The sequence below is a fragment of the Aeromonas sp. s9 genome, from assembly GCF_040907765.1.
GTDB classification, from domain to species: Bacteria; Pseudomonadota; Gammaproteobacteria; order Enterobacterales; family Aeromonadaceae; genus Aeromonas; species Aeromonas caviae.
The window spans coordinates 1-26,866 of sequence record NZ_JBFOCK010000093.1; the positions used below are offsets into that span (position 1 = coordinate 1).

At 59.4% G+C, this 26,866-nt stretch carries 39 protein-coding genes; 23 read left to right on the forward strand and 16 right to left on the reverse strand.

Annotation, left to right across the window (positions count from 1 at the left end; translation table 11 throughout):
• Nucleotides 1-65 precede the first annotated feature (65 nt).
• The gene (locus AB5Y54_RS17935; RefSeq protein ID WP_010676218.1) at nucleotides 66-1,394 is read left to right on the forward strand and encodes an IS4 family transposase; all 1,329 of its coding nucleotides are present in this window, start codon (nucleotides 66-68) and stop codon (nucleotides 1,392-1,394) included.
• 50 nt (nucleotides 1,395-1,444) lie between these two features.
• Here the strand turns inward: AB5Y54_RS17935 and AB5Y54_RS17940 are convergent, their stop codons facing one another.
• Both AB5Y54_RS17940 and sbcB read right to left on the reverse strand, forming a co-directional pair.
• Complete coding sequence (locus AB5Y54_RS17940) at nucleotides 1,445-1,951, reverse strand: hypothetical protein (RefSeq protein ID WP_039038881.1); 507 nt, start codon at nucleotides 1,949-1,951, stop codon at nucleotides 1,445-1,447.
• Between the two features lie 148 nt (nucleotides 1,952-2,099).
• On the reverse strand, nucleotides 2,100-3,527 hold the full coding sequence (gene sbcB / locus AB5Y54_RS17945) for an exodeoxyribonuclease I (RefSeq protein ID WP_368154099.1): 1,428 nt from the start codon (nucleotides 3,525-3,527) through the stop codon (nucleotides 2,100-2,102).
• 180 nt (nucleotides 3,528-3,707) lie between these two features.
• Between sbcB and AB5Y54_RS17950 the strand changes: the two genes are divergently transcribed.
• Entirely contained in the window at nucleotides 3,708-4,901 is a 1,194-nt protein-coding gene (locus AB5Y54_RS17950; protein WP_049832160.1) for a site-specific integrase, read from the forward strand.
• Here AB5Y54_RS17950 and AB5Y54_RS17955 read toward each other — a convergent pair.
• The 11 genes from AB5Y54_RS17955 to AB5Y54_RS18005 all read right to left on the reverse strand — a co-directional run bounded on the left by AB5Y54_RS17955 (nucleotide 4,848) and on the right by AB5Y54_RS18005 (nucleotide 13,178).
• Nucleotides 4,848-5,042 carry an AlpA family transcriptional regulator gene (locus AB5Y54_RS17955; RefSeq protein ID WP_102948335.1) on the reverse strand — a complete coding sequence of 65 codons (195 nt, stop codon included), beginning with the start codon at nucleotides 5,040-5,042 and terminating at the stop codon, nucleotides 4,848-4,850. The two genes, AB5Y54_RS17950 and AB5Y54_RS17955, sit on opposite strands and share 54 nt — an antisense overlap.
• Before the next feature lie 8 nt (nucleotides 5,043-5,050).
• A complete protein-coding gene (locus AB5Y54_RS17960; RefSeq protein ID WP_290435245.1) occupies nucleotides 5,051-5,467 on the reverse strand; it encodes a hypothetical protein in 417 nt (138 codons plus the stop codon).
• Entirely contained in the window at nucleotides 5,464-7,275 is a 1,812-nt protein-coding gene (locus AB5Y54_RS17965) for a DNA cytosine methyltransferase (protein ID WP_323895023.1), read from the reverse strand. Before AB5Y54_RS17965 ends, AB5Y54_RS17960 begins: the two co-directional genes overlap by 4 nt.
• On the reverse strand, nucleotides 7,272-8,966 hold the full coding sequence (locus AB5Y54_RS17970; protein WP_368154103.1) for a phage N-6-adenine-methyltransferase: 1,695 nt from the start codon (nucleotides 8,964-8,966) through the stop codon (nucleotides 7,272-7,274). The genes AB5Y54_RS17965 and AB5Y54_RS17970 overlap by 4 nt, the downstream gene beginning before the upstream one ends.
• Nucleotides 8,963-9,307 (reverse strand): DUF4406 domain-containing protein, encoded by a 345-nt coding sequence (locus AB5Y54_RS17975; protein ID WP_324003903.1) that lies wholly within the window; start codon nucleotides 9,305-9,307, stop codon nucleotides 8,963-8,965. Before AB5Y54_RS17975 ends, AB5Y54_RS17970 begins: the two co-directional genes overlap by 4 nt.
• Nucleotides 9,308-9,442: 135 nt before the next feature.
• Entirely contained in the window at nucleotides 9,443-9,739 is a 297-nt protein-coding gene (locus AB5Y54_RS17980) for a TM2 domain-containing protein (RefSeq protein WP_246875546.1), read from the reverse strand.
• Between the two features lie 281 nt (nucleotides 9,740-10,020).
• On the reverse strand, nucleotides 10,021-10,338 hold the full coding sequence (locus tag AB5Y54_RS17985) for a hypothetical protein (RefSeq protein WP_182951248.1): 318 nt from the start codon (nucleotides 10,336-10,338) through the stop codon (nucleotides 10,021-10,023).
• A 66-nt stretch (nucleotides 10,339-10,404) separates the two neighbouring features.
• Nucleotides 10,405-10,770 carry a hypothetical protein gene (locus tag AB5Y54_RS17990; RefSeq protein WP_182951246.1) on the reverse strand — a complete coding sequence of 122 codons (366 nt, stop codon included), beginning with the start codon at nucleotides 10,768-10,770 and terminating at the stop codon, nucleotides 10,405-10,407.
• A gap of 54 nt (nucleotides 10,771-10,824) precedes the next feature.
• A complete protein-coding gene (locus AB5Y54_RS17995) occupies nucleotides 10,825-11,655 on the reverse strand; it encodes a DUF3037 domain-containing protein (protein WP_182951243.1) in 831 nt (276 codons plus the stop codon).
• Complete coding sequence (locus tag AB5Y54_RS18000; protein WP_232092693.1) at nucleotides 11,652-12,425, reverse strand: HipA family kinase; 774 nt, start codon at nucleotides 12,423-12,425, stop codon at nucleotides 11,652-11,654. The genes AB5Y54_RS17995 and AB5Y54_RS18000 overlap by 4 nt, the downstream gene beginning before the upstream one ends.
• A gap of 15 nt (nucleotides 12,426-12,440) precedes the next feature.
• Complete coding sequence (locus AB5Y54_RS18005) at nucleotides 12,441-13,178, reverse strand: LexA family protein (RefSeq protein ID WP_368154107.1); 738 nt, start codon at nucleotides 13,176-13,178, stop codon at nucleotides 12,441-12,443.
• A gap of 37 nt (nucleotides 13,179-13,215) precedes the next feature.
• Here AB5Y54_RS18005 and AB5Y54_RS18010 point away from each other — a divergent pair, with 37 nt between their 5' ends.
• Together AB5Y54_RS18010 and AB5Y54_RS18015 are read left to right on the forward strand one after the other, a co-directional pair.
• Nucleotides 13,216-13,422 carry a helix-turn-helix transcriptional regulator gene (locus tag AB5Y54_RS18010; protein WP_171865123.1) on the forward strand — a complete coding sequence of 69 codons (207 nt, stop codon included), beginning with the start codon at nucleotides 13,216-13,218 and terminating at the stop codon, nucleotides 13,420-13,422.
• Between the two features lie 11 nt (nucleotides 13,423-13,433).
• Complete coding sequence (locus AB5Y54_RS18015) at nucleotides 13,434-13,955, forward strand: phage regulatory CII family protein (RefSeq protein ID WP_368154109.1); 522 nt, start codon at nucleotides 13,434-13,436, stop codon at nucleotides 13,953-13,955.
• 131 nt (nucleotides 13,956-14,086) lie between these two features.
• Here AB5Y54_RS18015 and AB5Y54_RS18020 read toward each other — a convergent pair whose 3' ends face one another.
• Nucleotides 14,087-14,338 (reverse strand): hypothetical protein, encoded by a 252-nt coding sequence (locus tag AB5Y54_RS18020; RefSeq protein ID WP_069784424.1) that lies wholly within the window; start codon nucleotides 14,336-14,338, stop codon nucleotides 14,087-14,089.
• A 106-nt stretch (nucleotides 14,339-14,444) separates the two neighbouring features.
• On the opposite strand from AB5Y54_RS18020, the gene AB5Y54_RS18025 reads away from it, so the two are divergent.
• From AB5Y54_RS18025 to AB5Y54_RS18070, 10 genes are all read left to right on the forward strand, one after another.
• Nucleotides 14,445-14,591, forward strand: coding sequence for a hypothetical protein (locus AB5Y54_RS18025; RefSeq protein ID WP_175429472.1), 147 nt, complete (start codon nucleotides 14,445-14,447; stop codon nucleotides 14,589-14,591).
• Nucleotides 14,581-14,847: a hypothetical protein gene (locus tag AB5Y54_RS18030; protein ID WP_069784425.1), complete on the forward strand. Its 267-nt coding sequence runs from the start codon at nucleotides 14,581-14,583 to the stop codon at nucleotides 14,845-14,847. The genes AB5Y54_RS18025 and AB5Y54_RS18030 overlap by 11 nt, the downstream gene beginning before the upstream one ends.
• Before the next feature lie 52 nt (nucleotides 14,848-14,899).
• Nucleotides 14,900-15,904: a hypothetical protein gene (locus tag AB5Y54_RS18035; RefSeq protein WP_368154112.1), complete on the forward strand. Its 1,005-nt coding sequence runs from the start codon at nucleotides 14,900-14,902 to the stop codon at nucleotides 15,902-15,904.
• The gene (locus AB5Y54_RS18040; RefSeq protein ID WP_368154113.1) at nucleotides 15,882-16,367 is read left to right on the forward strand and encodes a hypothetical protein; all 486 of its coding nucleotides are present in this window, start codon (nucleotides 15,882-15,884) and stop codon (nucleotides 16,365-16,367) included. Before AB5Y54_RS18035 ends, AB5Y54_RS18040 begins: the two co-directional genes overlap by 23 nt.
• Nucleotides 16,367-16,648, forward strand: a complete 282-nt coding sequence (locus tag AB5Y54_RS18045) for a hypothetical protein (RefSeq protein WP_041205553.1) — start codon at nucleotides 16,367-16,369, stop codon at nucleotides 16,646-16,648. The genes AB5Y54_RS18040 and AB5Y54_RS18045 overlap by 1 nt, the downstream gene beginning before the upstream one ends.
• Before the next feature lie 85 nt (nucleotides 16,649-16,733).
• Nucleotides 16,734-17,444 (forward strand): phage regulatory protein/antirepressor Ant, encoded by a 711-nt coding sequence (locus AB5Y54_RS18050; RefSeq protein WP_041205556.1) that lies wholly within the window; start codon nucleotides 16,734-16,736, stop codon nucleotides 17,442-17,444.
• Nucleotides 17,441-17,638, forward strand: a complete 198-nt coding sequence (locus AB5Y54_RS18055; RefSeq protein WP_005324004.1) for a DUF3283 family protein — start codon at nucleotides 17,441-17,443, stop codon at nucleotides 17,636-17,638. The genes AB5Y54_RS18050 and AB5Y54_RS18055 overlap by 4 nt, the downstream gene beginning before the upstream one ends.
• Nucleotides 17,635-18,627, forward strand: a complete 993-nt coding sequence (locus AB5Y54_RS18060; RefSeq protein WP_227656723.1) for a DUF968 domain-containing protein — start codon at nucleotides 17,635-17,637, stop codon at nucleotides 18,625-18,627. Before AB5Y54_RS18055 ends, AB5Y54_RS18060 begins: the two co-directional genes overlap by 4 nt.
• Complete coding sequence (locus AB5Y54_RS18065) at nucleotides 18,614-19,000, forward strand: RusA family crossover junction endodeoxyribonuclease (protein WP_041211155.1); 387 nt, start codon at nucleotides 18,614-18,616, stop codon at nucleotides 18,998-19,000. The genes AB5Y54_RS18060 and AB5Y54_RS18065 overlap by 14 nt, the downstream gene beginning before the upstream one ends.
• Nucleotides 19,001-19,094: 94 nt before the next feature.
• Nucleotides 19,095-19,607 carry an antitermination protein gene (locus AB5Y54_RS18070; protein WP_270806064.1) on the forward strand — a complete coding sequence of 171 codons (513 nt, stop codon included), beginning with the start codon at nucleotides 19,095-19,097 and terminating at the stop codon, nucleotides 19,605-19,607.
• A gap of 76 nt (nucleotides 19,608-19,683) precedes the next feature.
• On the opposite strand, the gene AB5Y54_RS18075 is transcribed toward AB5Y54_RS18070, so the two are convergent.
• Together AB5Y54_RS18075 and AB5Y54_RS18080 are read right to left on the reverse strand one after the other, a co-directional pair.
• The gene (locus tag AB5Y54_RS18075) at nucleotides 19,684-20,010 is read right to left on the reverse strand and encodes an XRE family transcriptional regulator (protein WP_102948860.1); all 327 of its coding nucleotides are present in this window, start codon (nucleotides 20,008-20,010) and stop codon (nucleotides 19,684-19,686) included.
• Nucleotides 20,003-20,371 (reverse strand): type II toxin-antitoxin system RelE/ParE family toxin, encoded by a 369-nt coding sequence (locus AB5Y54_RS18080; RefSeq protein WP_193758870.1) that lies wholly within the window; start codon nucleotides 20,369-20,371, stop codon nucleotides 20,003-20,005. Before AB5Y54_RS18080 ends, AB5Y54_RS18075 begins: the two co-directional genes overlap by 8 nt.
• Nucleotides 20,372-20,519: 148 nt before the next feature.
• On the opposite strand from AB5Y54_RS18080, the gene AB5Y54_RS18085 reads away from it, so the two are divergent.
• From AB5Y54_RS18085 to AB5Y54_RS18125, 9 genes are all read left to right on the forward strand, one after another.
• On the forward strand, nucleotides 20,520-20,822 hold the full coding sequence (locus tag AB5Y54_RS18085) for a hypothetical protein (protein ID WP_227656721.1): 303 nt from the start codon (nucleotides 20,520-20,522) through the stop codon (nucleotides 20,820-20,822).
• Between the two features lie 2 nt (nucleotides 20,823-20,824).
• The gene (locus AB5Y54_RS18090) at nucleotides 20,825-21,316 is read left to right on the forward strand and encodes a lysozyme (protein WP_045525021.1); all 492 of its coding nucleotides are present in this window, start codon (nucleotides 20,825-20,827) and stop codon (nucleotides 21,314-21,316) included.
• Nucleotides 21,316-21,855 (forward strand): DUF2514 family protein, encoded by a 540-nt coding sequence (locus AB5Y54_RS18095; RefSeq protein WP_042047481.1) that lies wholly within the window; start codon nucleotides 21,316-21,318, stop codon nucleotides 21,853-21,855. The genes AB5Y54_RS18090 and AB5Y54_RS18095 overlap by 1 nt, the downstream gene beginning before the upstream one ends.
• 191 nt (nucleotides 21,856-22,046) lie before the next feature.
• Nucleotides 22,047-22,391, forward strand: a complete 345-nt coding sequence (locus AB5Y54_RS18100) for an HNH endonuclease (protein ID WP_233768485.1) — start codon at nucleotides 22,047-22,049, stop codon at nucleotides 22,389-22,391.
• A gap of 273 nt (nucleotides 22,392-22,664) precedes the next feature.
• Nucleotides 22,665-23,102 (forward strand): phage terminase small subunit P27 family, encoded by a 438-nt coding sequence (locus AB5Y54_RS18105; RefSeq protein ID WP_171269719.1) that lies wholly within the window; start codon nucleotides 22,665-22,667, stop codon nucleotides 23,100-23,102.
• Nucleotides 23,102-24,847 (forward strand): terminase large subunit, encoded by a 1,746-nt coding sequence (locus tag AB5Y54_RS18110; RefSeq protein WP_368154117.1) that lies wholly within the window; start codon nucleotides 23,102-23,104, stop codon nucleotides 24,845-24,847. The genes AB5Y54_RS18105 and AB5Y54_RS18110 overlap by 1 nt, the downstream gene beginning before the upstream one ends.
• A complete protein-coding gene (locus AB5Y54_RS18115) occupies nucleotides 24,840-25,028 on the forward strand; it encodes a hypothetical protein (RefSeq protein ID WP_368154118.1) in 189 nt (62 codons plus the stop codon). Before AB5Y54_RS18110 ends, AB5Y54_RS18115 begins: the two co-directional genes overlap by 8 nt.
• A complete protein-coding gene (locus AB5Y54_RS18120) occupies nucleotides 25,003-26,250 on the forward strand; it encodes a phage portal protein (RefSeq protein WP_368154120.1) in 1,248 nt (415 codons plus the stop codon). Before AB5Y54_RS18115 ends, AB5Y54_RS18120 begins: the two co-directional genes overlap by 26 nt.
• Nucleotides 26,240-26,836, forward strand: a complete 597-nt coding sequence (locus AB5Y54_RS18125; protein ID WP_368154121.1) for an HK97 family phage prohead protease — start codon at nucleotides 26,240-26,242, stop codon at nucleotides 26,834-26,836. The genes AB5Y54_RS18120 and AB5Y54_RS18125 overlap by 11 nt, the downstream gene beginning before the upstream one ends.
• Nucleotides 26,837-26,866: the final 30 nt, after the last annotated feature.

Sequence of the window (26,866 nt, forward strand, 5' to 3'; positions counted from 1 at the left end):
ATCCATTGACCGATCCTCAGGCTGTGTAAGAATCCGAAACTCCTTGTTGGGTTTCGGATTTTTTTATGCGTATCGACCAAGCTCTCGACTTCATTCACGCCTGTCCTCCCGGAAAGTTTGAGTCCCTGTCTGACCTGCTGTCACCTGAACTGGTGCAGGCTTGCTTGGCCGAGACGGGCTCCGTCTCCTTGCGCCGACGGCGCATGCCCATGGAGCGGGTGCTATGGGCCATTATCGGGATGTCCTTGTTTCGTCATGTCCCTATGGCCCAGCTGGCCAACCAGCTCGATATCCTGTTACCCGGCGACCGGCCGTTTGTCGTCCCCAGCGCCTTCATCCAGGCGCGCCAAAAACTGGCTGACCAAGCCGTTCGACAGGTGTTCCAGCAGACCGCCACACTCTGGCATCAGCTGTGTCAGCACCCCACCTGGGCCGGCTTGCAGCTGCTGGCCGTGGACGGGGTGGTCTGGCGCACGCCCGATACTCCGGACAATGCCGGCGCCTTTGCCAAGTCGAAAACCGTCCAGGGGGAGACGCAATATCCCCAGGTCCGCATGTTGTGTCAGATGGAGCTGACCAGTCATCTGCTGACCCAGACAGTGATGGACTCCTGTGCGGTAAACGAGATGGTGTTGGCAGAGCAACTGATTGAAAAAACACCCGATAATAGCCTGACCCTGTTCGATAAGGGCTTCTACTCACTGGGGTTACTCCATGCCTGGCAACGCCAGGGCGTAGCGCGTCACTGGCTTATTCCGCTGAAAAAGGGGGCTCAATACGAGGTCATCCGCAAGCTGGGGCGGCAGGATGTGCTGGTACGCCTCAGAGCCAGTCCGCAGGCCAAGAAGAAGTGGAGCGAGTTGCCGGAGCAGTTCGAAGCCCGGCTGCTGACCCGGACGGTAAACGGCAAGGAGCGGCAGGTGCTGACCTCGCTCACCGACCCGCTGCGCTTCCCGGCCAGCGAGTTGATGGAGCTATACCAGAATCGCTGGGAAATCGAGCTGGGCTATCGGGAGATGAAACATAGCCTGCAACAGCACCGGCTGACGCTGCGCAGCAAGAAACCCGATGGAGTAAGGCAGGAGCTATGGGGCTTGGTATTGGCCTATAACCTACTGAGATATCAGATGGTTAGGATGGCGGCGAGCTTAAAGGGCTATACGGCCAGCCAGTTGAGCTTTCACATGGCATCGGTGTATCTGCTGCATGAACTCAGTTGCCTGCCGTTTGTGTCACCGGGCATGGTTCCAGGGCGTGTCGCTGAGTTGGACAAACAGGCAGAGCAGTTCAAGTTACCCGCCCGCCGAGAACGAAGTTACCCAAGGTGCATCAAAGCCAAACCACAGAAGTATGCGACGAGAAAACCTAGTAAAAACAATGCCAGTCAGGCTTAACTGACTGGCATTACTCCCGAGGGAGCCTTTTTTACGTGGCGAAATGGTCTCTAGAAGTGCCACTCCATCCCGATGGCGTAATTGGCGGAGCCATAGCCCGGGATCTCGTTGCTGGAGGCGAGCGCCTTGACGGTGAGGCGGGTTGTCAGGGGGATGCCGAGCCCCATGCCGATGGCGATCTCGTCGCTCTGATCCCCCATCATGTCCACCCGCAGGGTGCGATAGAGGGAGAGATCCTGGCTCATCTGGGCATAGATCTGGGACGACTTGTTGTAGAGCTGGCCGAACACCTCCATCTGGAAGCCGTTTTGCGGCGTGATGGCCAGGGGAATGCCGGCGAAGCGGTAGAGATCCGAGTGGTTGAAATAGCTGTTGGTGATTTGCGGGGTGAAGTCGGTCTGCTGGTAGAGGGTGCTGAAATTGCGCTCGATGAGCCGGTAGGTCTGCTCCGGCAGGCGCAAGAGGTAGTCTGGCACCTCGAACCGGGCGCCAGCGAGGGCGGCCTGGGGCAGCAGGGCACAGGCGACGAGTGTCAAAGCAGGCAGAGCTGAACGCATAAAACGAGAGTTCCCCAACAGTCGAAAGCACGGCATCCATGCCGTCAGCGCATCTAAATATTCACACTATCAGGAGCTTGGGCTCCCTGCCCATTATGTCGCGAGCCGGGGAAACGCATCGGTTTTTAACTGTGAAACGGCTCACATCTCACAGATTTTCAAGGTAGTGATAGAGACTCTTTAGAGTCGCAAAGTTCCGTTCGTTTCCCTGGTTCTGTTCCGCCAGGGCTTCCAGGCGCGGCACATAATCCGGCAGGCGGCGGCTGAAGTAGTCGCTGCAGTGCAGGCGCCAGCGCTTCTGCTCCGCTTCGCTCAAGGTGTGGGGCCAGTTGCGGGCGCGGTAACGAAACAGCATCTCGGGCAGACGGGGATCCGTGAAGGCAAACTCCCGCTCCCCCAGCAGATCCGCCGGGGTGGCGCGCACCAGATCCATGGTGGACTTGTCGCCGTGGCCGAAGAAGCCGGCGTAGAGCTGGGTGTCGGGGTCGCCGTCGGTGCTGCCGGCAAACTCCTGGTTGAACACCTCCACCAGTTTTTCCCGCACCTCGGGGTGGGCCCGCAGCAGATCCAGGCTATTGCGGCACTGAGCCCGATTGATGCCCAGCTCGTCCGCCCGCTCCGGCGTCAGGGTGGCGGCCGGGGCCAGCACCGGGCACTTGTTGATGTGCACCAGTTTGACCGGAATGCCGGCCAGATCCCCCAGCTCCTCTTTTTTGGTGTAGAGGCGCTCGCGGATCTCCTCGCAGGAGAGCTCGATGAGCGGCGTCGGGTCACGGGTCAGATCCACCATGATCACCGCGTTCTGGTTGGTGGGGTGCCAGGCGAGCGGCGACACCCAGCTTGCACACCCCTGCCAGGGGGAGAACATGCCGGAGACGTGCACCAGGGGTTTCATGGTCACCACGTCGATGAGGGCCTTCACCTTGTTCTTGTTGCGAAGATCAAAGAGGTACTCGAAGAGCTTGGGCTGAGCTTTTTTCACCAGCCTGGCCATCTCGATGGTGGCCAGCACATCCGAGAGCGCATCGTGGGCGTTGGCGTGGGCCACGCCATTGGCCACGGTGAGCTTCTCCAGCCTGAAGCTCGGCTTGCCCTCTTCGTCAAACGCCCACTCTATTCCCTGCGGGCGCAGGGCGTAGCAGGCCCGCAGCATGTCGAGGATGTCCCAGCGGGAGTTGCCGTTCTGCCAGGCGTAGGCATAGGGGTCATAGAAGTTGCGATAGAGGGTGTAGCGGGTCACCTCGTCATCGAAGCGGATGCTGTTGTAGCCGAGCACGCAGGTGCCCGGGGTGGCGAACTCTGCGTGGATCTGGCGGATGAAGTCCGCCTCGCACAGGCCGTCCTTCATCGCCTTCTGCGGCGTGATGCCGGTGATGAGGCAGGCTTCTGGCTCCGGCAGGTAATCCGCCGGCGGCTTGCAGTAAATCACCAGCGGCTCGCCGATGACGTTGAAATCCGCGTCGGTGCGAATGCCCGCAAACTGCGACGGCCTGTCTTTGGCCGGACTGATGCCGAAGGTCTCGTAGTCGTGGAAGTAGTAAGTGGGCTGGGTGGTCTGCTTCGCTGATGTGCTCATGTGTTCTTGTATGTTCGCGCTTCTGATTGATTTTTCAGGGTTTAGTGCCGTTCTGGTGAGGTGCAAATTCCGAAGACACTTTCATCGTTCACCCAAACCTGACGTTGTTCAATGGCCTGCTGGTACATTATCTGGTACAAAATACCCCATGAGAGTGGTACAAAATTTTATGGGGTAGCAATGGCGTTATCAGATAGCTGGCTTAGAGGGGTGAATGGTAAACCATATGCTGGCCCGAGCGAAGTGAGCGACGGTGATGGGTTGAGTGTCCGGGTCTCACCGAAGGGGGTGGTTGCGTTCCAGGTTCGGCATGTGGTCGACGGGAAGCGGGTTCGGACCTCTCTTGGTCGGTACCCGGCTCTGACCTTGCGAGAGGCCCGGATAAAGGCCGATGAGCTCAAAAGCGGTGTTGCGCCGATCAGTGCCTCGGGCGATGAGCCTACGCCTGCAGCCTTGTTTGATGAGTGGTTCGAGAAGTACGTGATGCGGGAGTGCCGAGAAGGCACCCAGAAATACTATCGCTATACATTCTCGTCAGTGAAGAACCGCTTGCCTGACCGGCCAATCAACCAGATCACCATGGACATGTGGTTGAGCTATTTCGATGCCATCAGTGAGCGGGCACCAGGGGTAACCCGGGCTGTGATCACGGCATTGAAGGCGTGCTTCAACTGGCATGCTCGCCGCGGCACGATCTATATGCCCAACATGATGAGTCTGCGGGCCAGGGATGTTGGCGCCCCCGCCAAGACCGGTCACCGGGTGTTGACGGTGCCAGAGGTTGCGAAGATCTGGCGGGCCATCGAGGCCAGCCGGGCTGGCACCGGCAACAAGGTGATTCATCTGCTCTGCCTGGTCTATGGGTGCAGGCTTTCCGAGGCCAGAACGCTCAAGCGTCAGGATCTGGATTTCGAGTCTATGGTCTGGACCGTGCCGGCGGAGATCAGCAAGACCGGCAGGCCTATCCGCCGCCCCATTACATCGGTGGGCAAGCAACTGTTCGAACGAGCCGCGATGGCGTCGGTGGACCCGGTCTATCTGTTCCCAGGTCAGGGGGAGGGGAATGGGCCGTTGGAGATCCACTCGTGCAATCGGTTGGTGAGCCGCTTGCGCAGCAGCCTGGGGATCCCCCATTGGCGGATTCATGATGCTCGTCGAACGCTGTCGACCCGGTTATCGGAAATGGGGGTGTCGCCCCATATCACCGAAGTGATGCTGGGGCACACCCTGCTTGGCGTGATGGCTGTTTACAACAAACATGACTGGCTTGAGGATCAAGCGGCTGCCTATGAGCGCTGGTGGACAGTGATCCAGCGGGAGCTAGGCGTTGCCACTGATCCGGTTGTGGCTGTCAATCCAGGCCATGATGTGTGACTTTATCCAGCGCAGTGGCTGGTGGTCGATGGGTTTGGGAAAGGTGGTATCCCTCATGCGCAGGTGATACAGCGCTGTGCGCCCTTTTCCCAGCATGACCATCAGCTCACTCTGGTCAATCTTCTCAATCTGTTCTTGCATGCTTCCTCCTATCCATTCTGTTCATTTGTAGCGACGGTCCAGCGATAGCCACCATGGGTTGCCTGAGAGTTGTTCAGGCACCGGGTGATGCTGACGCGCACAAACCCGCCTGTTCGTTCCGCCTCGACAATGCTGTCGAACCTCACAATCTGCTGCTCCTCGTTGATGCCGATCACCGGCGTCTTGTGCCATTGCGGATCCCTCACCTGGTCCACGAAGAGGCGGCGAGTGTGCCGCCCTCTGCCGTTCTCCCCGACCATGCAAAAGTGCTCAACCCGGGTGGTGAAGCGGGCCTCCCTGTGTATCTGGCCCATCACGATGCTGGCCTTGCTGACCGTGAGGGAGAAGGCCGCTGCCACCTCTGCGCTGATGGCGCCGCCGGTTCGGGCATGAACCCACTCGGCAACCTCCTGAATGATGCTCATGCTGCCCTCCTGATCTGCAGGTGCTTGTACGGGTTATTGGCTCTGGCGATGGCCGCCATCGGCGGCGGGCTGACGCTGTTGCCTACCATGAGCACTTGATCGGTGATGGAGAGCGGGGTGCCATCGTGACCACGGTCATGGATGTAGTGGCGAGGCATGCCCTGGCAGCCATAGAGCTCCTTCGGTACCAACATGCGCAGGCCGATATCCACGATCACCCAGGTGGTGCCGCACCAGGTCACGGTCACCAGTGCCAGCCGGTCCTTGGTAGTGATGGTGTGCATCGGCTCGGTGACGGCCCCCCACTGCCCACCGCTCGAGTAGTAGCGCATCAGGAAGGCGCTGACCCGCAGGGCCCCGGCCTCTTGCTCTGGTGTCAGGCCGCACTCACCCGGGCTCGCCATCACGGTCTGCACCAGGGCGTGGTGCTGACCCGCCGAAACGATGGTGGGGAGCTGGCCCTCCGGGGTGCTTGGCGGCAGGTTCTTGCGCAGGTGCACCATGAAAGCGGAGGCCAGTTGCTGCTGGCTGCCGCTGGAGGTGATTGTGCTGCATGGGTCAGCCACGGATCTGGCAGGCACGGTGTTGAACCCGCCGTTGGCCTGCACCATCAAGGGGGCAGCCAACATGGACTTGCCGCCACCGCCGGCCATGATGGCCGCAGCAGGTTCATCCACCCCGTGCTCGCCTCCTTTACCGAAGTGGCGCACCACCAGAGGGGCCAGACTCGGGTTGCACAAGGCGAACGCACCACCCTTGGGCCAGCCGGTAATAGTGCGCAGCGGGGCATCGACCGAATTGACACCTCGCCCCGACCAGTTGGCCAGCTCAATGATGAAGGGCTTGGGATTGGTCAGCACCTCGCGGATCACCCCGATTGCCACGCGCTCCAGGGTCGCATCGGCCAGTGGGCGTTTGACGTTCAGACCCAGTGCCCGGGCTTCTTCCTTGGTGAGGAAGATGCTGGGGCAGGGGATAGACCAGTCGATGTGATCCGCCGTTACCCGATAGGGCTTGAGGTGGCTGCCTGGTGCCGGGGCCTTGCAATGGGTTGGAGCGGGCCAGCAAACGGGTTCCCCGTCCCGGCGGGCAACGAGGTAGAGGCGCTGGCGGCTGGTGGCCGCACCGTAATCGGCTGCATTCTTCACGGTATGGTCAAGCTCATACCCCATGCGCTCGATGCTGGCCAGAAAGCGGCGCCAGGTCTGGCCTGCCCGTTTGGGATCCGGCACCAGGTATTGCTGCTGGCGTGGCACCCGTTCTCCGGGCTCGGCGATATGCTGCTCGATCTTGGTCTTCTTGCCGCGCTGAACCTCGACCAGCTTGATGACCCGGCCAGTGGCCTTGTCCCGCTTGGCGACGAGGGGCCCCCAGGTGCGCATCTGCTTGACGTTCTCCATGGAAAGCACTGCAGGTTTGCTCAGGGCCAGCCACTTGGTGATCACCCAGGCCAAGCTGCGGATCTCCTGCTTGCGCGGCTGACCGCCGGCGGCCTGTGAGTGGTGGGTGCAATCCGGGCTGGCGTGCAGCCAACCGACCGAGCGCCCTGCCAGCACAGCAACCGGGTTCACGGCCCAGATATCCTCCTGCAGGTGCAGGGCCTCCGGGTGGTTCGCCTGATGCATGGAGAGTGCCTTGGGGTTGTGGTTGATGGCGATGTGCACCGGGCGCCCCAGCCCACGCTCTATCCCCGTGCTGGCGCCACCGCCGCCAGCGAACAAGTCCACGTTGATGGCAAACTCCAGATTTAGCGGGGCCCCTGTCACCTTGGCCCTGACGGCGCGGGAGCGGCGAAGTGTGTTGCTCATGCTGCCACCTCATTCACTCGAGAAATGGCATTGACCATCACGCTCTTTTGCGTGACGGGGCTGAGGGTCGGCTCGTTATGCAGGGCGTTCATAAAGGCGATGACGGCCTCCTGGCGGTGCAGGTCGAGCATGGGGCAGGCCTCGGTGAAGTTGTATCCTTCAACCTGCTTCAGAGTGGAGACAGCCTTGCGCAGCAGCACCTTGGTTTCCTCGTCCAGGGTGGTGTATTCGTCCATGAGCTGCTCATCGCTGACTGAGATGGCGATCGCTACCTCCCGGGCGGTGTAGTGCTCCTTGGCGCCGTAGAGCACGGTCAACACGGCGACAAAGCACGACCACTCGGCGCCGCCCAAATTGAGCTCGTTGTTCTGGTAGTCGAAGGCCCATTCCTCGAGCAGCTTGGTGCTGGCTTCCTCGGTTGGGTGGTGGGCATCCAGCAGCTCGAGCTGCCGCTCTGCATGGTTTGGCTCAGGGCTGGTGGCTTCGGCACTCTGCGCCAACAGCTCGGCGGCCTTGGCGGTGGCCAGTTCCAGCAGGCTGCCGGGGGCCGTCAGGTTGTCGATGATCCAGGCGGCCAGCTCGGCGGTCTTGGCCGGAGTCAGGATGTCGGCATCGTCGATCTGGTAGATGACCCCCTTCACCGCGGGGTGGCGCTGCCAGTGGGGCAAGGTGGGGGCGCGGCTATCATCCACGGCAAAGCCCTGGTGGATCGGCTGGCCGGCCAGCAAGTTGGCGACGGCCAGATCGAGCCGATAGAAGATCTCGGAGAGCGGATAAGACTCGTCCAGCCAACCCTGCACATAGCCCCTGACCATGGCCTGATGCTCTTCGCCGAGGTCAAGGCACTCAATCTGCTTGGCCATGATGCTACCGGCATCGGCATAGCCCAGTTCGGCAGCCGCAGCGGCGCTGGCCTCGTTATCGTCAGCTGCTGGTGGCTCCCCAGCGGCCGGTTCTGTTTCGGCGGGTTGCTCCTGGGTGACCACGGGGGCCAGCCTGGGGGCGGCGTTACGGATAACGTGATCGGCGGCCAGGGTGAGCTCTACCGCTTGGCGGTGGATCATGTCGAGGATGATGCTGCCGGTGGTGATGAGGTCGTCACGGCGCAGGCGCGCCTCGGGGCGGCGCTCACCCTGCCAGCCAGCGTCGAAGATCACCACGGCTGAGGCGAAGCCGCTAGAGCTGGGCTTGTCCTTTTTGGGGTCGCGGGGCACGTACCAGCTCGGCACCTCAAAGCCGATACGGCCGCTGATGAACTGGATGAAGTCGGCATCTTCTGGCCACCAGGTTTCGCTGGTGGCGGCCTTGATGAGCAACATGATCTTGGCGCCCAGCGCCCGTTGCTCGCGGCAGTAGTTGAGGATGGCCTCCATCCCGGTGATGGGGTTCCCCTCACTATCCGTGCAGGGGCGCGAGTAGGGCGGGTTGGCGTAGGCTGCGCCCCCCAGGCGGCGCAGGTCGGCGGCCAGCTCCTGGGTGAGGGCGTTGTCTTCGGCATCGTAGTAGTGCGGCACCAGGTGGTTGCAGTCGTCGGCAAACATGTCGAGCACCACCGGCCCCAGGGTGGGGGCGAACTGGTGGAATAGGCCCCAGGCCAGCGCCTTGGGGGTCTGCCATTGGTCGCCAATCTGCTTAAGCTCGTGGTCAGGCTGGGCCTGCAGTTCGGCCAGCGCTTGGGCGTAGTGGTTCATGCCGCCACCTCGGGGCTGGTGGGGTACCAGGCAAATCCGTCTTCGGCTTGGCGGATGACCTTGCCGCACTTCATGGCGAGGTGGAACTCGGCGGTGGCGCCCTGGCTATCGCGCCAGCCCGGGAGCATGACCAGTTCGTCGGCGAGCATGACCATGGGCAGGCAGCAGGCCATGTACTCGGCTTGGTTCAGGCCCTCGGGGAGGGTGGCAGGGTTGAGCGGGATATGGCCGCGCTCACGCTGGTGGTTGGCCTCGGCATGGAAGGCGGGGCGGTTGCAGTCAGGCAGGCCCGACATGGGGCCGGCGATGTAGATGCGCTTGTGGTGTTGCTGGTTAGACATGGTTTATCCCGTTCACTGGTGTGTCTGGGGTAAAAATACGATATGTATTCATAGTGGTCAATACGATTTGTATTTTTTGGTGTTTGGGCATGAAAAAGCCCACCATGCTGGTGGGCTCTTACTCTTATGTCGGATTCAGGTGGTTGCGTACTTCTCAGCAAAGCTCTGATCTGACGAGCATAGATAAATGATGAACTCGATAAAAGCGATAAAAGACGGGATGAATGTCCAGCAGAAGACCAGATATAGAATCCCCTGCATGGTCTTACCAAGATAAAACTTGTGAATGCCTAAGCCACCCAAGAAGAGGGCCAGCAATGCCGCCGTGATCCTGCTCTTACTCGTGCCATATACTGCTCCACAATGTGGGCAGGACACCGCCGTTTTATGAATCTCTTTACCGCAGCCGCGGCAAAAAACCATCTCTGACATATTAACTCCTTGTTGGTTTGACGATCTTGCTACTCATTCGCTGAGTGATTTTCTTCACGTTTGCGTCCTTGACGAAATCAAACTGCATTATCCCAAGGCTTGAGGTCTAGATCATAAACTCTGAAGCCAGCTAGAATGTTCCAGCACTTTCCACTGTGAATACAGTGGCTTTTGAATATGGCAGTTTAAAAAACTCAGATTTTTAACCAGTTATCACTTGGCTATCGATAGAAATCAGGCGGCGATCAGTAGGTACGCCGTGAGGCGACAACGAATTGTTTTTATCGATCGTAGGTCTTGCCGCCAGTCGAAATACTGTAGAGCCATGAACTGTAAGGAAGCCGCCCCAAAATCGTGGCATTTTTCCCAACTGCAGCAATTGTCATTCCCCTGCATAGGAGGCTAACCCCACCTTGCATTCTCTCACACATAGCATCCGGGCTGTCGATGAACTCTGTCTTGTTCAGGCGAATGATAATAGCGGTCTGACCTTTCGGTATAGCTCCAATTGGTGGTATGACAAACAGGGTAAGTTGCGTGTAGCAAACGATTGTTGTCACTGCGAGAATTACTAGACCTGTGAGTGTTATTTTTTTCATCCTTGATTTCTCCTTTTCGCCAATTCCTAGATCAACTACTTATTGGCACTACGGCTTATGAAACGGCTACCAGCTCAGCTCTTCACTGCTGGCCTTCAGGTTTTCTTGGTACATCATCCAGAGGGTGTTGTAATTGCACATATCAATGCCGCCATCACAGTAGTCCAGAATCACTCGGTCCATGATGTCACGGTTTTTGGCTTGGGTGGCTTGCTTGAAGTCGGCGAGGTTCTGCTGTTCCATCATACGCAAGGTGGTGGGCTGGCACATATCGAGCTGGCCGTCGCAGTAGTCGTGCTTGACACGATCCTTGATATAAGCGATCACCTCCTTTTTCTGGGCCTCGGTACCGTCGAAGTCCATGGGGTGGATAAATCCCGCCTGGGCAAGCAGCGGCACGCTGGCGATCAGCAAGGTGGCAAGTCGTTTCATGTATTTCTCCCATAAAAAAGCCCGACATGTCGGGCTATAGTACGTTGTTTGTCATTATAATTGTGAGGCGAAGGTCAAAATCCTATCTTCATCATTTGCCGATACCGTCATAATATCATTTTGTTTGAAAATGCTATTTGCCATATTAATTGCCGTATCAATGCCTCTATCAATGCTCTCTTGGGGAAGCTCAAGCGGCATTATCACGTTTCGAGGCTCAAGTATGCCGGCTCCGAATAATCTATGAAGGCGGCTGGCCCATTGCTCGGCGGTCTCAACGATCTTGTTGGGGGCGCCGCTAGTCAAGCTAAGAGGGCGAATCGCCTTCATGGTTTTGCCATTTTTCTGGTGAGTGAACGGAATACTGGCTTTTACCAGCCCCATGTCATCTTCCAAGCTACGTTGTTGGTAGTGCTTGCGTAGATCGTGCTGCTCCAGCAGAGTTCGCATTGTTCTCTCCAACTGCTCGGTTGCCGAGGGGTGCTTGGAAAAGCTGTGGTGAACGTAGTGTTGGTACAGGCCGTCCAGCGCATCTTGCAGTTCGCCATCCATGATGGCCGGCCTGACATGGCTGTAGTAGATGAGCCCTTCCTTAACCTTGGTCACCTCCTGGAACAGCGACCGCATGCCTTCCGGTGTATAGCCACGCACAGTCATCGTCTTGACGCGTTCAAGCTCGCTGGCGATGTAGCTAGTCGCCCGGTTTGGCAGTTGGCGATCCAGGTCGCTGAAAAAAGATCTTACTCTTGAAAAACTTTTAGTTTCAATACGATAGTCAAAGAATCCCACTTTGGGGGCGCACATCACCACCCCTACGTTGGCAAACTCTTCAGTTTCTCGGTAGGGGCGGAACTGCACAGTGGCATAGAGAACTTCATGCTTCATGGCGTAATCCAGCTCCAAAAATCGGGGTCATTATACTTTCTCAGTATGGGGGAGATGACATCGTTGATCACCTCTTTTCCATCGCGTCTACTGCTGTTGGCTTCCTCAATCCAGCTCTCTGGGATGGTGGCGATGATGTGAGGCAACAGCTCCATACAGCGCTGTATTCGTGTTTCATACTCCGCTTTAGTCACCATATCATCTAGGCTAACCCCCGCATTTTCACCACAAAAAACATGGTGCGTCGCCAACTTTGCAAGATCTTCATCAGGGTTTAGCGCAAGGTTGTGATCAAAAACCCAAAGTTGCTGCGGATTGAGAATGTCTTGAAGCAGATTCACGTTACCGCCTTGCCCAGACAGGGTGCGGTCACCATTTTTTATCCAAGCATCGAAAACCAGAATATCCGTTTTGAGCTGAGGTAGAACTGATAAAGAGGCTTGCCTCGTTAATGTCACAGAGGTTTCTTGATAGAGGGATGCGAAGCCAACTGTATCATCGGGCTCGTTACAAATATCGCCGTTCTGTTTGATCAGACGCGGCATATCGATCACCAGTCTGCAAGGGGGAACCGGGAGACCGAAGGCGATGGCCAGATGACCACAAATCCATTCGGCAATTAGCTCATAAGGAGGTACTTCCCCTAGCGTCTTGATGACATAGTCTTTGCCGTCACTGCATCTGCATAACCTGGCTCCGGTTCTGCCGTCGTCCATCACACGATGAATGCGGATAGCCGAATAGTGATATGTATCTATTGCCAGTTCCAATATCGTCACTCGCTGTTAACGACGCTTTCTACGGCGGCGGTGTTCCACCATGGTACCGATGATCTGGATATGCTGACGGTCTGAGCGCATGGTGGGGTAGTCGTCATTGAGTGGTGCCAGCTCGAAAATTTCTTGGCCATCTTCGCCATAACCCCGGGGGCGGTACTTCTTGAAGGTGGCTTCCTCTTCGCCGTTCTTGGCGACCACGAAATCCCCCGGGTGGAGTGGCTCGTCCGGGTCGATCAGCACCAGGTCTCCTTCGGTAAATTCCGGCTCCATAGAATTGCCCCTGATCACGATAGCGAAGGCACGCTTGCCCAAGTCCAGATCGGTGGTGACATAGGCCATGTTGCCATCACATTCGCGGATCTCGCTGGTTTCAGTCCAGACCCCGGCCTGCACATAGGTGATCACCGGGATCCGGTGAATATCTGGCGGGGCGAGCTCCATATTCGGTTCGTCGCTGACGATGCTGCCATCTACCCCGATATTGATGCTCTTGAGATCCAGGGCGCCCATTATATCGAGGATTACATCCATCGCTGGTTCGCGACGCTTGTTCAACCAATGCCCAATCGCACCCTGAGTCACCCCCAGCTTTTCAGCTAGTTGCTCCTGAGTGATGCCGAGCTTTTTCATCCGGCTCTTGGCCAGGCTGTGCCATGTATCTTTTTCCATGCTGAAAATATTACGTTGCGTATTGTTTTTCTCAACGCACAAATTGTCATGGCTGCAAATCGTGTTATAGTACATATCGTATTAATTAACCCCAGAGAGAATGGAGTTGTCGATGAACAACATCAAGGAACTGCGCGATCAGGTGGGCAAGACGCAGTCTGATTTGGCCGCTGAGCTAGGAATCACTCAGGGGGCGGTTGCTCACTACGAGAAGAGCCGTCGCAAACCCGGGTTGGACACCTGTAGAAAGATTGCTGCTGCCATTAGTCGTTGGGGGATTCAGTGCTCTATCAATGATGTTTTCCCCCCTGAGAAGTGATGAGAACCATCATGACAAAACCCACCAGAACAACCACGAGAGTGAAGCGGGAACACTCCCACCTTTCTGATCCTATTGATGCCGCTTATCAGCTGAGCCGCCGGTACAACATCACCGATCTGGCCCGCCTGATGGGCTCCAAGCGCCCGACCACCCTGAACAACAAGTTCAATCCGGCTTGCGAAGACCACCACCTGACCTTGTCCGAGGCGATGGCGGTGACCGAACTGACCGGTGACAACGCCATTCTGCAGGCTTGGGCGCTGGCCCGCGGCCATACGCTGGTGGCCCTGCCGGATAGCACGGTGACCGAAGAGGAGCTGGCAGACCAGGTGATGCTGGTGGGCGAGGTGGTGGCGGCGGTGTTTGGTGAGCTGCGTGAGGCGCGGCAAGACGGGGTGATCGACCCCGTGGAACGACAGGCCATCACGGCGGCAGTGCACCGGGCCATCAAGGAGCTGTTGAGCCTGGAAGAGTCGGTAGCCAGTCAGGTGCGCCCGTTCCCGGGGCCACATGTACAAGGAGAGAAGTGATGAATGGAGCACAAAAAGAGTGGGCCGGCGCTGCTGTAACAGCCCGACCCGAGGTTGGTTTTCGCGGAGAAAACAACGTGGAGAAGCGTATCGAACAAACGCCGCTGGCGCAAGGTTCAGGCTCTGGGTGCTTACTGCAGCCGGCTGTCGTGGGTGACCGCTTGCTGCTGGAACGCCAGGAAGCGGGCCGAGGCCAGCAGCGTATTGGCAAGCTCCATCGCCTGGCTTGCGGTCAGTACATAGCCCGGGGTGAGCAGAATGCCGTCGCATGGCGGCTGGTGGGGCATGTTGCAGTCCAGCCTGATGGTGATGTGGTTGTGATCTTGTGGGCTGATGAACCAGCCGGAGATCGGGTGCAGGGTTTCGTCGTCGTTGGCCGCCATACAGGTTCCTGTGTCGGGTGTCAGTCGCGAAATATAACCATAGCACTTGCCGAGAATATGACTCACTCGGGTCGTTGCCTGCGCTCGATATCCGGGGGGCGTCACCATGGCTAAGCACGTTTTGCCACGGCTCAAGTTCTGTAACGGCTACCAGCTGGTGGTGATGGGGGTGAGTTTACCTATCTCCCTGGCACAGGCCCGCCAGGTGTTCACTCAATTGCAGCAGTTGCAGGAGGCCGCCGATGCATCCTGAGCTGTTTATCGAGCGCAATGTGGCGCAGATCCTGACGGCGGGAGGATACACCCCGGATGTGGTGCACACCGCAACCCTGGCGGCCCTGCGGCATTTTCGCACCACGCCGTGCTTTGCCAAGGGGCAGGCGTTTGGCAAGTGCCTGGCGGAGGCGAAGAAGATGGCGAAGTTGCTGCAGCGCAAGCTGCGCCAGCAGGAGAAGGACGCCAAGAAGGCGGCCAAACCGACGCGAGTGAAGAAGGTGAGCCATGGGTGAGGTAGTCAGACTGGCGGCCCCGGTGGCCGCCCCTGTTTCGCGAGGATGCAATGTGGCCGACAACCGTCGCAGCGGGTTTGTTCTGCTGTACAAGAGCCTGAAGGAGGTGCCGTTTTACCGCGATCCGGTGCGCAAGGCGCTGTGGCTGCACCTGCTGCTGGAGGCGGCGCACGAGCGCTGCGAGGTGAGCTTCAACGGCAATCGCCTGTTGATCCAGCGTGGCCAGGTCGTAGGCTCTGCCCGTTCCCTTGGGGAGGCCTGTGGCATCTCCGAAGACAGTGCCCGCCGATCCCTGGATGCTTTCGAGCAGGAGGGGATGATCAGCCGCTCCAGCAAGCAGGGTACCCGTGGTTATACCCTGGTCACCCTGCTCAATTACGACCCTTACCAGCGCGGAGTTTCAGAACACATTGGCGCGGAGTTTCGCGCGGAGTTGCAACCCGCATCAAAGCAGGGGACGGAGGGGGTATCGCAATCTGATGGCGCGGAGTTAGGCGCGGAGTATCACGCCGAAGATCTAAACAAGATAAACAATAAAACAAACAAAGATCTTAAAGACTCTTCGTCGCAACTCGCTGACGCGACTTTCGACCAGCAGGGGGAGGGAACTGCCATCGAGGGGGTTGCCGATCCCGAACCCAAGGCCCGGGTGATTCCCGAGGCTGCCATCCAAACCCCGAGCGGCAAGGCGTGGGGGACCAGCGATGACCTGATGACCGCGCAGTGGATGTTCCGGCGGGTGCAGTTGATCACCCCGACCGCCATTGAGCCGAACTGGGCGCAGTGGGCTAACGTGATCCGGCTGATGCGCGAGCTGGACCAGCGTAGCCACCGCGATATCTGCGAGCTGTATGACTGGGTGAGCCGGGATGCGTTCTGGTGTGCCAACGTGCTGTCGCCGCAGAAGCTGCGCCAGAAGTGGGACCAGCTGCAGGCCAAGCGCGGTAATCCATCTGGCGGCCACCAGCGCCCCCTGTCCAATCTGGCGCAAGCCCAACAGCAGGCCCAGGCCCTGCGAGCCGCGGGGGTCGATTATGACGACAACACTCCCCTCTAACGTGACCAGCCTGCCCGTGAATCAGGCCACTTTGCAGGTGAGCACCGGCATGTCGATGTTCCTGGCCGACGAGCTGCTGCCGTTGATGGCCGGATGCTGGCCCGCCAGTGCCAGCCAGTTGGATGCCAATGCCCGCGGCGTGGCCATGGCCTGGGGCGTTCAACTGCGCGGGTTCACCGCCCAGCAGATCCGCGAGGCGGTGTTGGAGCTGGCCGATGACGCTGGCCGCCAGTTCGCCCCGCGCCCGGCCGAGGTCAAGGCCACCATCCTGCAGCGCAATCCGGTACCGAAGTCTGCCCCTGTGGGCCGCCAGGTCTCTTTGCGAGCCTGCGAGATGCAGGCGGAGGCCCTTGTCTATGTGCGTGATCGCGAGGTGACCGATGAGGCTGTTCAAGCTGAGCTGCAGCCACTGCTGGCCCAACTGCACCGCGAGGGTGTGACGATAACAGGGAGGATGGCGTGATGGCGGTGACGTTCAGTGATGCCTGTGAGCGGGACATTCGCCGCGCCCGGTATGTGCGGGTGGCGGTGTACCCGGAGGTGAAGGACTGGTTGCCGGTGCAGGTGCGCCTTGAGGTGTCGGATTGCCCGCGGCAACTGGGGTTCACCTCCCAGGCCCACCGGGCCGGGCACTACCTGGTACAGGGTGCCGAACTGGCTGAGGTGATGAAGGCGGTGAACGCCCTGCGCGGCCAGCAACAGCGGCCCGCCACGCTGGAGATGATCCCATGCGCGATTTCATGAGGGGTACCCTGATGGTGGTGGTGCTGGTGGTGCTGGTGGGGTTAGCGGTGTATCTGGCCGCGAATGTGTCGATGGGGGTGAGGTGATGGAACTGATGATGCGGGGGGCAACCCCTTTGACGATGACCAGCGTGGAGATCGCCGAGCTGACCGGAAAGCGCCACGACAACGTGATGGCCGATATCCGCAAGATGCTGGTGGAAATTCAATCTCCTGAGAAGTCAGGCGATTACCAGGATGGCCGTGGTCGCACCCAGCCGTGCCTGTTGCTGGACAAGGACGAGACCCTTTGTCTGGTGGCCGGTTACAGCGCCCAGTTGCGGATCCGGATTATTCGCCGCTGGCAGGAGCTGGAGCAGCAAGCCCACCAGCCCGCGATGATGATCCCCCAGACCCTGCCGGAGGCACTGCGCCTTGCTGCCGAGCTGGCCGAGCAGAAGATGGCGCTGGAACAGAAGGTGGCGATGGATGCCCCGGCGGTGGAGTTCGCCAAGCAGATCGCCAGTGTGGAGAAGGGGATCACCTTGTCGGCGTTCGCCAAGACGGTGGGCCTTGGCCCCAATACCCTGTTCACCCTGCTGAGGGAACGCAAGATCTTGATGAGTTGCCGCGGGGAGCGCTGGAACCTGCCGATGCAGGAGTATGTGGACCGCGGGCTGTTCGCGACCCGGGAGAGCTCGTTTGACAGCAACGGCGAGCGGCGCATCAGCTTCACCCCCCTGATCACCGGCAAGGGCCAGCAGTGGCTGGTGGAGCGACTGATCCGTGACGGCATCCTGCGTGGGGTGGCGGCATGAGTCACAACCTGGCCCTGTTGCCATCGGCTGAACGGCAGCGCATCGAGTTGATCAAGCAGGCGCACCTGCTGGTGTGGCGCCGTCGCCGCAACGAGATCGGGCGTGAGGTCGTGGTGGCCGCCATTGATGAGGTGGATGAAGAGCACCGTGAGTGGTTTCGCCAACAGTTGAACGCGATCAGGGGGCAAGCGTGAGCGCAGGTAACGCCGTGTTTGTCGAAGCGCTGGGGCTGGCCCTGGTGCCGCTGGGCGACAGCCTGCCGGCGGTGAGGCGCCAACTGGCTGGCAAGCCGGTGCGTCTGGTGCGCGATCAGGGGGCTGACCTGCTGGCCCAGTTCTCTGAGTTGGTGTCGGCCCTGGCCTGCGCCGCGGTGGTCAATGCCGCCGGTGGGGAGCTGCTGACCGCCAATGCCACTGCTTGCGTGATAGCCGATGGCTGCATTGGGGAAACCGTCACCGCAGAGGTGGAGGGGGTCCATCTGCCTTTGTGCTGGCATCACGACAACGAGCACCGCAATGGGCAGTTACCGATCCGCCTCGCCGATGTGGCCGGGTGGCTGGCGCAGCTTGTGCTGCAGCGGGTCGCTGGCTGGTGTGGGGTGGCCGCTGCTGACCTGACTGCCCGGGATCTGTGCTGGTGGGCGACCGTCTATAAGGTGCTGCCTTCATTGCCGGATCCGCTGCTGCGCTCTGCCTGTCGCCTGGCACCCATCGAACCGGATCGGAAGTGGTCGCCCCGTGGTAACCGGGAGACCGATGCTCGCTATCGTGATCATCGCCTTGAGGTGGCAGAGCGCGATCCACTGGCCGATCTGCGGGCTCGCATCAATGCCAAACCGGCCATTCGCCAGATTGATCCTGAGCCTGCGGCCTTGCATTTAGGCAAGCCCAAACGACAGCGCTGGGAGTGTGCGGCCTACTTGGCTTTTGTTCGACAGTTGCCCTGTGTGGTGACGGGCCAGCGCGAGGGCATCGAGGCACACCACGTTGTGGGTCACGGGATGAGTGTGATGGGCAGCAAGGCGCATGACCTGATGTCGTTCCCACTCGCCCACCAGCCACACATGGAGTTGCACCGGATCGGGTGGAAGGCTTGGGAGGCCAAGCACGGTTCGCAGTTGGAGCACGTTATCAACACACTGGAGCTGGCTTGCTCCTTGGGAGTGTTCAATGCCAAAAGCTGATTCATGGACAGTGACCCTGCCATGGCCCCCTTCAACCAACCGGATCTGGCGCAATGTGGCCGTGAGCGGTAAGCCCAGAACCCTGCTGAGCCAGGAGGGGAGGGTTTATCGCAAAGCTGCGGCCGATGCCTGTCTAGCTGCCAAGTTAGCCGGCAAGCAGATTCCCGATCGGCTGGCCCTGCGGCTGGTGGTGCAGGCCCCTGACCGGCGAGCCCGGGATCTGGATAACACGGTGAAGGCGGTGCAAGACGCCCTGACCCACGCCGGGGTGTGGCTGGACGATAGCCAGATCGACCGGTTGCTGGTGGAGCGCGGGCCGGTAGTGAAAGGGGGAATGGTGTCGGTAACAGTGGAGGTGATGAGTGCGCTTTGAATATGCAATTACCGTAGGGGATCCGCGTTCTGTGATGCTGCAGGCCTATCAGGCCCAGTCAACGGGGCGTTCTCATCTGACAAAGAGTGATGTGATGACGGCATTGGGAATGGTTCAGAAGCACAATGGTGCCGGCATGGCGCTGGTGATGGCGCGTTACTGCAAAGACCTAGGGGATGCCAAGAAGGCCCTGCTGGCTGTGCAGGCTGAGTGCACCAAGATTGCTCCCCGCTATGTGGGTGGCAACAAGGAACGTGGCCACGGCATGGCCTTGCGCCGGGTAGCCGAGTTGGCCCTGGAACACTACTGCCGCACTGCTGACACTCCTGGGGCCGCTTGTCGTTGTGGTGGTAGAGGGACAGTCCGGGATCTGGAGTTATCCAAGTTACATGGCAAGCCCATGGACAAAGCCTGTCCCCGCTGCGGTGGTACTGGACTTCGTCCGATCCTGGGCAGTCAGGTCAGGCGGCCTATTGAGGTGCTGGTGGGCCAGTTCACCCGCGGGCAGTGGGAGAGGGGGTGGCGCCCTCTTTATCTCGCGGTGTTGGCCTGGTGCCACCAGCAGGAGTCTACGACACAGGCGCGCTATGGGTATGTGACGCGATAGAGCCGCTTCTGGCTAGATTGAAAAGGGGGCTTTCGCCCCCCCCAATTATTGCATTACCAACATGGCTACTGGCCGATCAGATGATGGCGCGCTCACCGAGGGTGGCGAAGTTAGTGACCTTCACGACTCCATCCGGGAAGCGGGCCACAACTTCCAATTGACCTCCCATGGCTTCAATGTGGCTGCGCAGTGTCGAGAGATACATATCAGTGCGCTTTTCCATTTTGGCTATGGCTGGTTGTTGGACGTGCAGTATTTCTGCGAGCATTTTCTGGGACAGCCCGCGAGCCTGACGCAGTTCGTCCAGTGGCATCTCGGCCAGCATTGCCTCTGTTTTTGCTACGGCGCGAGCCTGTGACTCAGGAGTCATCTTGGCGCGCAGATCGTTAAATTTCTTAGCCATCGATAAGGCCCTCCCTTCTCAGTTGTGCCAGATGTTGATCATAGAGGCTGTCTGCGATCGGGATGTGAACATCATACCAGCGATCATCCCCTGTCTTATTGCCACCAATAAGCAGGATGGCAGCACGGCGTGGATCGAAGGCATATAGTGTCCGGATTGGCTCACCTGCATGCTGTGTTCGCAACTCACGCATATGGCCATGCTTTGAACTGTTGATCCCGCTGCTATGTGGGTGTTTCAGCTGTGGTCCACACTGTTCCAACAAACCGACTGACGCGCTAACCGACTCTTGTTCTTCTTGGGTAAGCCCTGCCCACCACTCTTCAAACTCATCGGTATACTCGATTTCCCACATAGTCATGAACACCACATTAGTTACTAATCGTTGCTCAAATTTGTTACTAAGGCGAGTGTAATAAAGCGTAATCATTCCGTCAATGGAATGCGCTTATTGCTCCGATCTATCGGTGTCTTTACATCCCCTGCAATTTTTGGCAAAGTTGGCACCGATGATGGAAGACTGCACCCGAAAGGATGTGGTCTTTTTTATTTCTTGCTCTCAAACCTCGGCCTTGCCGAGGTTTTTTCGTTTCTGGGGTGGATTCATGAATCAAGGCCATGAGCAGATCGCTACCACTGTGGTCGGTGAAACTGCGAAATCTGCCCCTCCTGTAGCGGTGGTGAGTATGTCGTGGGCTGGTGTCTCTTTGAATGACTGGGTGCTGATCGCGACGCTTGTGTGGCTTTCGGTTCAGATCGGCTGGTTTATCTGGTCGAACATCATCAAGCCACGCGCCAAGCAGGTTGGGTAGGCATGACAAAAGTACGAATTGCCATAGCGGCGCTCACTCTCAGTGCTGCCGGCTTTGTGGGGATCCTGAATCGGGAGGGGTTTGAGCCGACGGCTTACCCCGACCCCGTACACGGTACCAAGCTCCCCACTATCGGCTTTGGGAGCACCGAAGGGGTCAAGATGGGTGACACCATCACGCCCGTCGCCGCGGTGAACAGGAGCCTTCGGGAGGTGCGGGTGTTCGAGAATGCCCTCAAGGCCTGCATCAAGGTGCCACTCCACCAGTATGAGTTCGACGCCTATGTCGAGCTCTCCCACAACATCGGTCCCGGCGCCTTCTGCCGATCCACCATCGTGAAGCGCCTGAACGCTGGCGACTACCCCGGGGCCTGCGAGGCGATCCTGCTATTCAAGCGTTCCGGCAACCAGGACTGCTCGGTACCGGGGAACCGGGTATGCCCCGGGCTCTGGAAAGACCGGCTGCGCCTCAATGCGAAGTGCAAGGGGGTGTGATGGGAGTGACTCAGCAGAGCAAGGTGCTGCCGTTCCTGGCCGGTGCCTTGGTGATAGCCGCCCTGGCCGGCGGCGGTGTGGCGCTCTATCGCTCCGGTCATGCTGCTGGGGAGGAGGGGGAGCGCAAGACCTGGCAGGCAAAGTGGAATGAAGAGGCTGCCCGCCTTGCCACAGCCAGAACTAAGGCTGAGCTGAAGGCTCGGGAGGAAGAGCAGCGCCGGCAGGCTGAAATCGATGAGGTGAGAGACCATGCACAAGAAGAAATCGCCCAAGCGCAGGCTGATGCCGCTGCTGCTGACCTTGAGTCTGGCCGGCTGCGCGAGCAAGCCCGCCGCCTGGCAGCCCGAGCAAGTCAGTGCGCCAGCAATCCCGGGGCTGCCCAAGGAGGCCCGGCAGCCGGACATCCTGCCATGGTGCTCGCCGACCTGCTCAGCCGGGCTGACGAGAGAGCGGGTGAGCTGGCAGCAGCGTATGACCGAGCTCGAGCGTCAGGATTGGCCTGTGAAAGAGCCTATCTCTCATTGACTCAACCCCGTTAACCCAACTACCGCAATACCCCCCCCCCCAGGTCAAAGGTGCAGCGCTTTGACGTTGCCCCCGCCTCGTTGCTTGATACTGGCAACATGCGCAGACATTGATTTACCTTGCCGCCCAATGCTAGCGCCCTGCAGCGATGCCCATAGCAGCAGCGGGCGGCCCTTATTGTGGAGTGACCATGCCGCCAAGACGGATGAAGCCATGCCGCCATCCTGGCGGTTGCAGTGCTCTGACCAATGACAAGTCCGGCTTGTGCGAGGCTCACCGCGTTTCTGGATGGGAGCGATATCAGGCTGGGTTGTCCAGGCATCAGCGCGGGTATGGTTCGGCATGGGATAAGCTGCGGGAAACTATCTTGCAGCGTGATGGATACCTTTGCCTGACCTGCTTGGGCGAGGGGACATACACCCCCGCGAACATTGTTGACCATGTGGTGCCAAAGGCGCACGGCGGCACGGATGACCCGAGCAACTTGGCGTCCATTTGTACCGCTCACCACAAGGTTAAGACCGCGAACGAGCGGCTGAACCGGCGGTGAACTGGCGTGAAACTGAACGCCAACCCAGAAAACAGCCCTCCCCAGGCACCCTTTCGGCGAGATCCTCAAGAGATCCAAAAAGGCCGCCGAGATCCAGTCGCGGCGCGGGTCAGGCGGGGCGGGGGTGGTCAAATCCCTACCGCCTCAAGCCCCTTAGTACCGCCGCCTAAAGTTTTTCACGCGAGCGAGAAATAAGGAAAATTTCCTGAAATTTCGTTATGTAACGCTGAAACTCGGGAGCGTTGGAAGGGATAACGCTACGGAGTTCGGATAATGACAAGAGCCGCTGGGGGTGGCCGCAAGTCTGGCGGCGATCTGCCTGCTGCGCCATCCAATCAAGTCATCAAGCGGGCGCCGCCCGCTCCTCCTGAGTTGCATTATGCCGAGGCGCGTTTGCTTTGGCGTAGCACGGTAAAGATTCTGATCGGACGCCAGCAGCTCACAGAAGATCACCTGCCGCTGGTACTGGCTTACTGCAACTCGTTTGGTCTGTATCTCAAGGCCGAGAAGATGGTGCTGGATGACGGCATCACCTCGGCCACCGCCGAGGGCATCAAGAAACATCCCGCCGTTGCTGTCCGTCAGGATGCGATCTCCTCCATGGTCAGGATCGGCTCACTGCTCGGCCTTGACCCTACCAGCTATCGCCGCCTGATGGGCGGAGGTGGCGGGACTGGCCCTGATGGCGGAAATGAGTTCGAGGATTTCTGATGGCCAAGAACCCGAACGTCAACGCCGCGAACAAGTACGCCCGCGATGTGGTATCGGGTCGGGTCATCGCCTGCAAGTACGTTCAGCAGGCGTGTCAGCGTCACCTGGATGATCTGGAGAAGTCCAAAGAAAAGGACTACCCCTACAGGTTCGATGCCGCCAGGGCAGAGCGGGCCTGCAAGTTTTTGCAACTGCTGCCACACACAAAGGGCAAATGGCGGCGCCTGCCGCTGGACAAGCGCCGGATAACGTTAGAGCCCTGGCAGTTGTTCTTCCATGCGTGTGTGTATGGCTGGGTGCGCAAGAAGGACGGGCTGCGCCGGTTCAGGCGGGCGGCCCTGTTCGTACCGCGCAAGAATGGCAAGTCCATCGTGGCGGCGGGCAATGGCCTCTACATGTTTGCGGCGGACGATGAGCCCGGCGCGGAGGTGTACTGCGGGGCCACCACGGAAAAGCAGGCGTGGGAGGTGTTCAAGCCCGCGATGCAGATCGCCGCCCAGCTGCCCAACCTGCGCCGCAAGTTTGGCATTCAGGTTTGCGCCAAGAAGATGCTTCGTCAGGATGGCTCGGTGTTTGAGCCGGTGATCGGCAATCCGGGTGATGGCTCAAGCCCGCACCTGGCAATTGTCGATGAGTACCACGAACACGACAGTCCTGAACTGTATGACACCATGGAGACCGGCCAAGGGGCGCGAGAGCAGCCCATGATGCTGGTGATCAGCACGGCAGGGGTTAACCCGGCTGGCCCATGCAAACAGTTCTGGGATGAGTGCGTCAGAATGCTCAGTGGTGCCGAGCCGGACGAAGAGCTGTTCGCCCTGATCTACACCATTGACGATGACGACGACATCTTTGACCCGGCCAGCCTGCGTAAAGCGAACCCCAATTATGGGGTATCTGTTTTTGAGGATTACCTGCTTGCCCAGCTGATGAGGGCCAAGCGCAATGCGCGGCACCTCACAAAGTACCTGATCAAGCACCTCAACAAATGGACGACCGCCAGCTCCACCTTCTTCAACTACGACCATTGGCGCAGTGCCGCCGATGCGTCATTGAAGATTGAGGACTTTATTGGCTGCCCTTGCTGGTTCGCGCTCGACCTTGCCAGCAAGCTGGACGTCTGCTCACTGGCGATCTGCTTTGCTCGCTATGAGGCGGATGGCCTGCTGCATTACTACCTGTTCACCCGCCACTGGCTGCCGGAGGACACCACCAACGACCCGGACAACCGCAACCTGGACAAGTACCAGCAGTGGATCTCTACGGTCTGGCCCAACTCTGGCGGCATGGCACTGACGCCCACGGATGGGGCGGAGATTGATTTCGGCGAGATAGGCGAAGAGGTGGCGGCCCTGGCCAGCACCTACTCACCCCGCGAGATCCCGCACGACCCATGGAACAGTGCCCAGCTGGCCCAACAGCTGGCAACCGCTGGCTGGTTGCCTGTGGCTATCCCGCAAACCACGGCGCACCTGTCGCCGCCGATGAAGGAGATGGAGTCCGCGCTGGCGGCTGGCCGCCTGCACCATGACGACAACCCGGTGATGAACTGGATGGTCGGCAACGTCACCGCCCGCGAGGATGCCAACGAAAACGTGTTCCCTCGCAAGGAGGGCAAGGACAACAAGATAGACGGTGCGATGGCTGCCATCATGGCAATCGGTCGCGCCATGCTCAACAAGGGCGCATTCAGCAGCCCCTACTCGGAAGATGATTATGACCCAACGGACGCGGTACTTGATTGATGCGGCCCTGCTGCTCGGCGTCCTGCTGATGAGCGGCGGCACCTACCTGATGTGGGGGCTTGGCCCTGCCATGTTGTTGGCGGGTGGGCTGCTGGTCGGTCTGGTTTTGCTGACTGCCTTGATACTGGTAAAGCTCAAGAAACAAGGGGGCCGCGATGTTCAGTCTGCTGTTCGGGGCTGAGGCCCGCAGTGAAACCATCAGCTCATCCGATCCTGGTCTTGCTGAATGGTTTGGCCTGGGGGCCACCACCGAGAGCGGGGTCTCGGTGACGCCTGCCAGCTCCATGAGGCTGGCGGCGGTGTACTCCTGTATCCATCGTCTGTCCAGCAGCATGGCCCAGATGCCGCTCCATGTGCTGCGCAAGCAGGGGGGGGATGTGGTGCCAGGCACCGACCACCCGGCCCATTACCTGCTGTCGGCATCGCCCAACCTGTTCCAGAGCAGTTATGACTGGCGGGAGCAGTCGCAGCAAGTGGTGTTGGCGAACGGCAATGCGATCACTCGCCTGATCCGGGATCGCCGAACGGGTCAGCTGACCGAGCTGGCATTGTTTGACCCCGAGCATATCGGCAAGCCGCAGCGCGGCCAGTCCGGTTGGTACTACCCGGCATATGACGATCAGGAGCATCGCTGGTTTGCCCTGCCCATCTATGACGCGGTGCACATCAAGGGCTTTGGCGCCGACAAGCTGTGGGGTGCCAGCCCTATCCGCTATCACGCTGAGACCATCGGCCTCGGTCTGGCCACCAAGAAATATGGCTCCCAGTTCTTTGGTGGCGGTGGGCGGCCGTCCGGCATCCTGATCGACAAGACGCCGAATATGGCGGCAGATCAAGGCAGGAAGCATCGCGCCAACCTGAAAAGCTCATGGCGTGAAGGTGGTATCGGCAAGGGCAGCGGGCGCACCGCCTTGCTGACCGGTGATCTGGATTACAAGGCGATCACCATCCCGCCGGAAGAGGCGCAGTTTCTCGAAACGCAGAAGATGAACCGTAGCGAGATCGCTGGGATCTACAACGTGCCGAGCCACATGATCAACGACCTGGACAAGGCCACCTTCTCCAACATCAGCGAGCAGGCGATCCACTTCGTCCGCCATAGCGTGATGCCCTGGGTGGTGCGCTGGGAGCAGGAGATCAACCGCAAAGTGTTCACCGAGGCCGAGCTGCGGGCCGGTTACTACGTCAAGTTCAACCTGGCGGGCCTGCTGCGCGGCACCGCCAAAGAGCGTGCCGAGTTCTACCACTACGCCATCACCGATGGCTGGATGAACCGCAATGAGGTGCGGGTGCTGGAAGATATGAACCGGGTCGATGGGCTCGACAACTTCCTGATCTCGGTCAACGCCGCCAGCCAGCAGGACAACAAACAACAAGAAGATGAGGTGACCAATGCCGAATGATAGCGAACGCCGCTTCTTTCGCTGTGAAGTGCGAGCCGATCCTGCCGTTGACGGGCAAGGCCCGAAGATAGTCGGTTATGGCGCAGTGTTTAACCGCCTGAGTGAAAACCTCGGCGGCTTTCGTGAAATCATCAAGCCAGGCGCCTTCGACGGGGTGATGCAGGACGATGTGCGGGGACTGTTCAACCATGACCGAAACTTTGTTCTTGGCCGTACCAAGAGCGGCACCTTGCACCTGTCGATAGATGATGAGGGGTTACGTTACGAGATTGACGCCCCATCGACCCAGACGGTGCAAGATCTGGTGTTGGCCCCCATGCTGCGCGGTGACATCGATGCCAGCTCATTCCAGTTCAAGGTGGCCCACGATGGCGAGCGCTGGTTTTACGATGACGATGGGTTACTGACGCGGGAGATCACCAAGTTCGCCCGCCTCTACGATGTGGGGCCGGTGGCCTTCCCTGCCTACCCTGACGCAACTGCTGCCTCCCGCTCCATGCAGGAGTTCAAGAATAAAGAGAGCCGAGCCCAGGAAGATGAGGCCCGCGAGCGGCGCGAACGACATTTACAACTGATTGGCGCCTGATGGTGCTGTGAAACCTGACCCGCTTCGGCG